Source organism: Mycobacterium sp. (assembly GCF_052144515.1).
GTDB lineage: Bacteria > Actinomycetota > Actinomycetes > Mycobacteriales > Mycobacteriaceae > Mycobacterium.
This window is the reverse complement of record NZ_JBKQQD010000516.1, coordinates 1-4,248: the sequence shown is the minus strand read 5'-3', so window position 1 is coordinate 4,248 and position 4,248 is coordinate 1. Positions and strand designations below refer to the sequence as shown.

The following is a 4,248-nucleotide window of genomic DNA, read 5'->3' as shown; positions in this document are numbered from 1 at the left end:
CGCTTAGGCCCCTGACGGGGGCACCGACAGGCTCGTCGCTTAGGCCCCCGACGGGGCACCGATGCGGTAGCTAGGCCCCCGTGCGGGGCACCGAAACGCTGCTTCGCCCCCGGGAGGGGCACGTCCAAACGCCAGTGGGCGAAAGGAGATTCGATCCATGACATTGACAACCGCTCAACTTGACCGGGCCTGCGGCGTGCTGCTGGGCACCGCAGCCGGTGACTCACTCGGCGCAGCCTACGAGTTCGGTCCGCCCCGTGGCCCGCACCTCGAAGTCGCCATGGTGGGGGGCGGGAGCTTCGGCTGGGAGCCTGGTGAGTGGACCGACGACAGCTCCATGGCCGTCGCCATCGCTGAGGTCGCCGCCACGGGGGCGGACCTGCGTCATGAAGGGGCCCTCGACGACCTCGCCAGGCGATGGCACGAATGGTCCCAAGATGCCAAAGACGTAGGTGTTCAGACCCGCTCGGTACTCAGCCGAGCGGGCGCAAAGGGTATCTCTGCACACTCGGCGCGCACGGAGTCAGCTGTGCTCCACAAGCGCACTGGCCGCACTGCGGGGAATGGTTCGCTGATGCGTACTGCGCCAGTGGCATCGGCATATCTCGACGACGAAGCAGACCTGGTGGAAGCAGCTCGCGCAGTCAGCGAGCTGACGCACCATGACCCGGAGGCGGGGGATGCGTGCGTGCTGTGGTGTCTTGCGATCCGTCACGCGATCCTGACCGGCGAGCTGGACGTTCGAGTCGGGCTGCAGCACATCCCCTCCGAGCGGTGCGACCAGTGGGCGTCGCGACTGAGTGTTGCTGAGGGGTCGCAGCCATCTGATTTCGCCAACAACGGCTGGGTGGTCGAGGCGCTACAGGGTGCATGGTCAGCGATCACGACCACCCCAATCCCGACCGACGACCCGTCGAAAGGTATCTTCCGCGCCGATCACCTCCGTCTAGCGCTCGACGCAGCGGTCCGGGGAGGCGGGGACACGGATACGGTGGCCGCGATCGCGGGTGGGCTGCTCGGCGCTGCCTACGGGGCCTCAGCGGTCCCTGCGCAGTGGCGTCGCGTGCTGCACGGCTGGCCAGGCCTGCGCACCCGCGATCTCGTTGACCTCGCCTCCGCGATCATCCGCAGAGGAGAGCCCGACGGCTTCGATTTCAGCTACAGCGGCTATGAGACCGGCGTCATCGCCCCGCATCCCTACGACGACGGGGTCTGGCTCGGCGACATGGGCGCTCTGCGATCGCTGCCCAAAGGTGTCGATGCGGTCGTGTCGCTGTGCCGGGTCGGTGACGCCGACCTGCCAGCCCACGCCGAACAGCTCGATGTCCGCCTCATCGATCAACCCGGCGTCAACGACAACCTTGGCTTTGTGTTGCTAGACACCGTGCGGGTGGTCGAGCAGCTGCGGCGGGATGGCCGGAGCGTGCTGATCCACTGCGTGCAGGCCCAAAGCCGCACGCCGACCGTCGCCACGCTCTACGGCGCGCGACTGCGCGGAATCGGCATAGGCGAGGCACTAGCCCGAAGTTACGGCGGCTGGGGTGAGTGAATTTCTGGGTTGACGTGGGGTTTCGTTGGTTTGGGTCGGGGTGTGTTCTGGCTACGCGGTGGTGAGTGGGATAGGTGTGTTGAGCAGGTCGAAGGCGCGGCGTTGGTCGGGGGTGGGGTCGGCGAGGACGGGCACCTGGGTGCTGGCGTGGTGGTAGCGGATCTGGTTGCGGGTGAGGGTGGCCAGGTGGTCGAGCAGGCCGCGGAAGCTGCGTAGCGGGTTGCCGTCGGCGTTGTGTTTGCGGGATGCCTTGGCATCGGCTTCGGGTGAGCGCTGCGCGGCCGCGACCGGGTTGTCCCGTTGGGGTGGGTGCTCGTCGGTGAATGTCATTGGTGCCCAGGCCTTGCGCAGGTGCCAGACCAGGTAGCAGGCGAGCAGGCAGATCAGCACGTGGGCTTTGACGCGGTCGTCGAGGCGGTGGTGGATCGGCCGCAGGTCGAGGTCGTCGGTCTTGATGATGCGGAAGTCGCGTTCGACGTTGGCGAGGTTTTTGTAGCTTGTCACCACCGTGGCGGGGTCGAGGGTGTCGGTGTGGACGCTGGTGCGCAGCACGTAGATGCCGTCGAGGGCGGCTTCGGTGTCAATGCGGGCGGTGTCGCGCCGGTAGGTGAAGGTGGTGTCGGTGATGTCGCGGTGGAAGTGCTTGCCCATCTTGTATTTCCCGATGGCCGTGCCGACCGCTTCTCCGATCTTGCCGGCCCCGCGCAGGGTGCCGGCGCTGACCCGCTCGGCGATCGCGGCGAGGAGTTTCTCGGTTGCTTGGAGCATGTCTTGGCGTTTGCGGGCGCGTTCGGCGGCCAGCACGGGGTTGCGGCAGGCGATCAGCCGTTCGCCGGGGTAGTCGGGGTGGGCGATCTCGGCGAGGTCTTGAGTGTCGAACAGGCTCATCTGCAGCGGGCCGTCGTCGGCGGCGAGTTTGGCGATCGAGGGGGCGCGCAGCGCGGTGATCCAATCGAAAAATGCTGCGGCGTCGGGGTGGTCGTTGAGTTCGCGGAGCTTGTCGATGCGGGCGCCGGTGATCATGCCGCGATCGCCCACCAGCACCAGCCGCGCGATGCCGAGCTTGTCGGTGATCACCTGCACGATCTGGTTAAACGCGGTCGGGTCACCGGTGTTGCCTGCGAACACCCGCACCGCGACCGGGCGGCCTTCGGGGTCGGTGAGCACGCCGTATTCGATCTGCTCGCAGCCTTTCTTGCCGTCGCGGGAGTAGCCGCGTGCGGCCAGCTCGCAGCACCGCCCGGTCACCCACGCGCTGGTCAGGTCGAACAGCGCCATGCGGCCCGGGTTCACCTGCGGGGCTAGGTGCTTGGCCGCGAGCTTCTTCTCGATCGCCTCCTGCTGGCCGGTCAACCAGTCCATCGCGGCATAGATTTCGTCGGTGGACGCGCCGGCCACCCCCAGGTCGGTGCCCAACGTGGTGTCGGGCCACCAGGCCAGCGTGGACAGTTTCGAGCCGGGCCGGATCACCCGCGAAATGACCAGCGCCAGGACAATATCGCGTCTACGGCCTGCCGGGCCCAGCAGCGCGGGCAGGCCCAGCTGGCGCGCCATCGCCGCGACCGCGGCCACGTGCCCGTGCGGCAGCGACCGCACGATGGTGAACTCGCTGCCGGCCGCCACCAGCGTGTGGCCCTTCAGCGTGGCCTCGATCGCGTCGACCGCCTCGGCCGGCAGCATCGACAGGTTGGCCACGGTCTCGTTGCGCACCGCGGGCCCGTCGCGGTAGGTGCGCCGCAGGTAGGCCGACGTGTACTCACGCCGCCGGCCCTGCTTATCCACGTGCGTCTTTCTAACTCTGACTACGTGGACCCGGCCTTGCTGACGTGACATAGCCAGAATCATATTCGATTCCAACTCACCAGCGAAGAAGACATGCCGTAGATTCTGACTACACATCCACACCGATTCAAATCCATATACCCAGATCAGGAATCAGATCACGCCCGAAAACCGCCGCAACTTCGGACTAGCCGACGTGTGTGGCGTCCTGCCGTATGCCGATCCGATCCCGCAGTTTCGAGAGGCATTGCAAAGACTTCATCCGATTGGGCATGAAGAGTTAAACGAATAGCGGAAGGGCGGGAACCACTCATCGCTGCGGTACGGCGCCTGTACGGCTCCGTTCGGTCGTGTCAACGGCAGTCGAAATCTGATCAGTTGTCGGCCGGAATCACCTGCTCAGTTTTGGACCGGAACCGACACCTCCGACAGGACCTACGAATCAGGCGGCCTAGCTCTTCGGAGGAACCTCAACGATCGGCTCGTCGGCGGCACCCTTGACGCGGACCCCCATTTAATCTTGTCCTTGATCTTGTTGAGGGGCGGCAACAGGAAGAAGCCGATCGTCATGTCGCGATCGTGTTGACCCTTCACAGCGTAGAAAAGTGCCACGCCTGTTCTCGCTGCCGCACGGTTTCGCGTGGCCGCGGTGGTGTTCTCAAGGTTCTCACCGAGGACAATGGCTCTCGCGGCATTCATGTGCGCCCCACTTCACAGCGGTGTATGACCTCGGGTGATGCTTGACATTCTGGTTTCAGGTGAGGCCTGTAGAGGCAGTTCATCAAGGGCCTTAACCGGGCAACGACCCGCGTTCCGGAGCCGGCTAAGGCCATCAAACGAAGATGCCTCTAAGAGCGTGGGATCGTAGTCATGCGAGTTGGCATGCAGCGGAACGCGATCGGCGATGAGGTCGCGTC

2 protein-coding genes are annotated in these 4,248 nt (G+C 65.6%); one reads left to right on the top strand and one right to left on the bottom strand.

Going from position 1 to position 4,248, the window contains the following annotated elements; all coding sequences use genetic code 11:
- The first annotated feature begins 157 nt into the window (after nucleotides 1-157).
- Nucleotides 158-1,549 carry an ADP-ribosylglycohydrolase family protein gene (locus ACLP9N_RS34825; protein WP_442411659.1) on the top strand — a complete coding sequence of 464 codons (1,392 nt, stop codon included), beginning with the start codon at nucleotides 158-160 and terminating at the stop codon, nucleotides 1,547-1,549.
- A gap of 51 nt (nucleotides 1,550-1,600) precedes the next feature.
- On the opposite strand, the gene ACLP9N_RS34820 is transcribed toward ACLP9N_RS34825, so the two are convergent.
- Complete coding sequence (locus ACLP9N_RS34820) at nucleotides 1,601-3,382, bottom strand: IS1634 family transposase (protein ID WP_442411658.1); 1,782 nt, start codon at nucleotides 3,380-3,382, stop codon at nucleotides 1,601-1,603.
- Between the last annotated feature and the right edge of the window lie 866 nt (nucleotides 3,383-4,248).